Annotated in this window: 2 protein-coding genes and 3 pseudogenes; 2 read left to right on the forward strand and 3 right to left on the reverse strand. The window is 44.4% G+C overall.

Going from position 1 to position 3,471, the window contains the following annotated elements; translation table 11 throughout:
* Nucleotides 1–367: 367 nt before the first annotated feature.
* Nucleotides 368–583, reverse strand: coding sequence for a GNAT family N-acetyltransferase (locus BWD47_RS00080; protein ID WP_305954732.1), 216 nt, complete (start codon nt 581–583; stop codon nt 368–370).
* A gap of 177 nt (nt 584–760) precedes the next feature.
* On the opposite strand from BWD47_RS00080, the pseudogene BWD47_RS00085 reads away from it, so the two are divergent.
* Nucleotides 761–1,711, forward strand: a pseudogene (locus BWD47_RS00085) (IS30 family transposase).
* Nucleotides 1,712–1,832: 121 nt separating this feature from the next.
* On the opposite strand, the gene BWD47_RS00090 reads toward BWD47_RS00085, so the two are convergent.
* On the reverse strand, nt 1,833–2,732 hold the full coding sequence (locus BWD47_RS00090) for an IS5 family transposase (protein ID WP_055022332.1): 900 nt from the start codon (nt 2,730–2,732) through the stop codon (nt 1,833–1,835).
* 86 nt (nt 2,733–2,818) lie between these two features.
* Here BWD47_RS00090 and BWD47_RS00095 point away from each other — a divergent pair.
* A pseudogene (locus BWD47_RS00095) lies at nt 2,819–3,187 on the forward strand (AAA family ATPase); the annotation flags it as partial.
* A 41-nt stretch (nt 3,188–3,228) separates the two neighbouring features.
* Here BWD47_RS00095 and BWD47_RS00100 read toward each other — a convergent pair.
* Nucleotides 3,229–3,471, reverse strand: a pseudogene (locus BWD47_RS00100) (glutathione S-transferase family protein); the annotation flags it as partial.

A 3,471-nucleotide genomic window follows, 5' to 3' on the forward strand; every position in this document is an offset into this window, starting at 1 on the left:
CTTTATGGACACAGCGGCTCCGTTCCCAGGTGGCAAGCATGGCTTGAAGCAGGTGTATCACAATTAGGATCAGTTATCTAGTCAGCAGTAAATCCCTAGCATGGACTTGCATCTGGCACCAAACTCTACGCAGTTCTTTTCCATGTGCCGCGCAAAAACTTTAGCTCAAAACCGTTCAGTATTCGGTAATGCTGAAGTGAACGTTGATGTCCGCTATTCGCTCTTAGCTGCCTGTCAGGTGAAGTCTAAACCTAATCAACAAAACTGTAAGATGAGATATGAGCGTTCTACGGACAGCCTGTTCTACGGACAGCCAACTCACACCACACCTAGGTCAGTTAATCGGCCAATAGCGGTCATTGAATTGTTATAGTAGTAATTCCATATCAACCCTGTGCATGTCTAGGCCCCAACCATCAGTGATTTCTTTAATTGTCTTTGCCCCAAATTTTTCGAAGAAAGGAGCTGAAAGATGACTGGCGGCGATATCTATAACTTTCATGTCACTGTCCTTTGCCATTTTCTTAGCGTAAGACATCATTGCCGTTCCGATGCCATTAGCCTGCACCCGTGGAGAAGTCACAATCTAAGTGATATGAGCACGGTTTATTTTAGGATCGATATCCAGCCCAAAGACAGTCTTCTAAATAAGAGTCCCGAATTCAGATAATAAGTGCACCACTCATGGTTAAACGGTGAGAAGAGATCAACTGCCTGTTGGTGGTACTCTATCGTCGCCAAACAAACAGAAGCATTTACCATGAGTTACAAGCAGTTGATCGCAGGACAAAGATACCAGATAGAAGCCTACTTACGCGAGGGCTTTAGTTATCGTGAGATAGGCAAACGCCTGAAAGTCAGTCATAGCACCATTAGCCGAGAAATCAGACGAAATAGGATCCGGGAAAATCACTATCTACCCGAAGTCGCCTAGGCAAAGACACTCAAAAGGCGCGTTCAAGCCGCAAAGTCGTGTCTATCTAAGCTGACCATCACCTTTGTTGAGTTCGGATTAAAACAAAAGTGGAGTCCCGAGCAAATTGCAGGCGTGGGCCGGATTATTGGGCTTTCAGTGAGTCATGCATGGATTTACGGTTATGTGCAACGGGATAAATTGAGTGGCGGCAAGTTGTTTAGGCACTTACGACAAGGCCATCGACGATATCGCAAAGGTCGTCGTGCGAAGCGTGTCATTATCCCGAACCGAGTGGGCATTGAGCACCGCCCAGCGATTGTTGACAAGAAAAGACGGTTCGGTGACTGGGAAGCTGATACCGTACTGGGTAAGCATGGAACGGGTGCCATAGTCAGCCTAGTTGAACGCCAAAGCAAGCTTTATTTAATACGTAAAGTGCCAGCAAAGAGCGCGGCAGACGTAAGCAGAGCCATGATAGGCATGCTGTGGCGATATCGCCGTCATGTGCATACGATAACCGCTGATAATGGCAGCGAGTTCTGTGACCACGAGCTAGTTGCAGATAAGCTCAACACTGATATTTATTTTGCGAATCCGTATTCCTCATGGGANCGCGGATTGAATGAAAACTTCAACGGTTTACTGCGCCAGTACATACGCAAAGGCACGGATTTAAGAACGGTAACGGATAAGCAGGTGGCCGATATAGAACGTGCGCTAAACGCCAGACCTAGAAAGTGCCTAGGTTACAAACAGCCTGTCGTTGTGTTTAACGAATTACGCAATGCGGCCTAATTTAGCGAGTGGTGCACTTCGGGGTTGAATTCGCGNTTACTATAGCCACAAAATATCAAATTATTTTCAGTCATAATAGGCCTTGTTGATCAAATGCAGCTCTCTAATAAACTCACTTAACTTACTGATATTTAGGCAGACCAAGGGTGTTGATCTTATTTAGCGCCTTCACTTTGATCATCGCTTCAACCAGTTGGCGATTGTAATCACGCGCATTTAGCTTAGCCCCCATCAACTGTTTAAAACGGTACATCGCTGTTTCTGCTAATGAGCGCACATGATATCCACTGAGCTTTTTCCATTGTGCGATTCCTAACTTATTGCACAACATGACAGCCTCATTGCGTGGATGCTTATCAGTCCACAGNCGTGCATTCTCTCTCGGCGGGATAACAGGTATCGCGCCTTTTTCAGTTATTTCTGCATAGCAGCGGCGGCTATCATAAGCACCATCAGCGCTCACTCTATCTATACGCCGACGTAATGGTCTTATCAAATCTTGGAGGGTCTCGCCGTCGGTNACGTTACTGAGCGTCATTTGCGCCCCCACAATATCATGCGTGTTGGCATCCACCGCAAGGTGCAGTTTTCGCCACTTTTTTCTTGCCTTTACGTGGTGCTTCTGTGCATGCCATTCACCTTCGCCAAACACCTTAAGTCCTGTGCTATCAACTACAATATCTACAAATCCAGTGGTGCGGACTTTACTGCGAAATTTAATATTCAACTCAGCACTGCGCTTACACAGACAACTGTAGGTTGGGGCTTCAAGCGGAAGCTTCATCAAAGATAATACCGATTGTGTGAACCCTTGTAGTGCCCTGAACGAYAAGCCAAAGACAGCTTTGAGTGTTAAGCAAGTTTCAATAGCAAGATCAGAGAAATGATTAGAGCGGCCACGCCCRCCGTGAGTACATTCGTTATACCAATGACGCGTTGCTTTTTCGTCAAACCAGAAGCGAATATTACCGCGGTTAACGAGGGCTTGATTATAGTGAGACCAGTTTGTGATTTTGCTCATTGTTGTTGCACGGGCTAGTAGGATATAGATGATCTGATCACAGGCTGGCAAGATAGTTCAAACTTTTAGGAAACAACGCCTTAGAGCATATTCAGCGAACCATGCATCCAGATCGTTTAATGCTTTGCGATCGTGGTAGCTTAGATGGACTAGCCTATTGGCCTGGTGAGCAAGATGAATTTTTTCAATGCTTGAATACCAACCTACAAACCGAACTTAACCAATATGATGCAGTGATCTTTTTTGAAACTGCAGCTAAATCTGGACAAAGTATTCATTCTAATAACCCAGTAAGAAATGAGTCTGACCAACAAGCCATATTACTTGATGACAAACTACAAGCTGTTTGGTCCCAACACCCTAATTTTAATTTAGTGAAAAGCTCAGAATCATTTATTCAGAAGGTAATGTTTGGCATCGACACCATCCGCAAGGTGATGGATAGTTATAACTAACAGTTTAATCAAGTCATTAAACTGTTAGTTATCAATGTCTATTAACCACGGTTGTGTGGTCGAGCGTAGTCTATATCAGGCCCTTTTGGCACGACTTGAGTTGGATTGATCATAGTATGACTGTAATAGTAATGACGTTTAATATGGTAAAAATCAACCGTCTTACTTACCTCTTCAACTTGATATAACTCACGTAGATAGTTACTGATTGCCGGATAACTCTCGATAGTACGTAAGTTACACTTAAAATGACCAACATAAACGCTATCGAAGCGGATTAAAGT

It is taken from the genome of Pseudoalteromonas sp. PAB 2.2, from assembly GCF_001938575.1.
GTDB classification, from domain to species: Bacteria; Pseudomonadota; Gammaproteobacteria; order Enterobacterales; family Alteromonadaceae; genus Pseudoalteromonas; species Pseudoalteromonas lipolytica.